At 52.1% G+C, this 1025-nt stretch carries 1 protein-coding gene; it reads right to left on the bottom strand.

Annotated features, from left to right (window positions below; all coding sequences use genetic code 11):
• Positions 1 to 1025 (bottom strand): photosystem II D2 protein (photosystem q(a) protein) (psbD, locus tag ACLGGO_RS35620; protein WP_446422858.1); only part of this gene is annotated, 1025 nt, incomplete at both ends.

Raw genomic sequence — 1025 nt, forward strand, 5'->3', positions numbered from 1 at the left:
TCCTCAGGGAATACAAACTTCTGGTGTGGTTGGTCTTGAGGCGCCAGCCAAGCCCGGACTCCTTCATTCAGGAGAATGTTCTTGGTGTAGAATGTCTCAAATTCGGGGTCTTCCGCCGCCCGGATTTCCTGAGACACGAAGTCATAGGCACGCAGGTTCACGGCTAAGCCGATCACACCCACTGAACTCATCCATAAGCCTGTCACGGGGACAAACAGCATGAAGAAGTGCAGCCAGCGCTTGTTGGAAAACGCAATCCCGAAAATCTGAGACCAGAAACGGTTCGCCGTTACCATTGAATAGGTTTCTTCGGCTTGGGTGGGGTTAAACGCCCGGAAGGTATTTGACCCTTCACCATCTTCAAACAAGGTGTTTTCTACGGTTGCACCGTGAATCGCACAAAGCAGCGCTCCACCTAAGATACCTGCCACTCCCATCATGTGGAAGGGGTTGAGTGTCCAGTTGTGGAACCCTTGGAAGAATAGCAAGAAGCGGAAGATTCCGGCTACACCAAAGCTGGGAGCAAAGAACCAAGAGGATTGCCCCAAGGGATAGATCAAGAATACGCTGACAAATACCGCGATAGGTCCACTAAAGGCAATGGCGTTGTAGGGTCGAATTCCGACCACGCGGGAAATTTCAAATTGCCGCAGCATAAAGCCAATTAAGCCAAAGGCACCGTGCAGGGCGGTAAATGACCAAAGCCCACCGATTTGACACCAACGGGTGAAGTCACCTTGAGCTTCAGGTCCCCACAATAGCAGTAAGGAATGACCAAAGGTATCGGCGGGGGTGGAAACCGCAACGGTGAGGAAGTTACAGCCTTCCAAGTAGGAAGAGGCTAAACCGTGGGTATACCAAGATGTGACAAAGGTTGTACCGGTTAGCCAAGCCCCAACAGCCAAGTAGGCGCAGGGGAGCAGGAGTATACCTGACCAACCGATGAATACAAAGCGATCGCGCTTGAGCCAGTCATCGAGTGAGTCAAACCATCCTCTTTGGCTGGGAGCGCGTCCGACAGCTAT

Origin of the sequence: Coleofasciculus sp. (assembly GCF_046565525.1) — a bacterium.
GTDB lineage: Bacteria > Cyanobacteriota > Cyanobacteriia > Cyanobacteriales > Coleofasciculaceae > Coleofasciculus.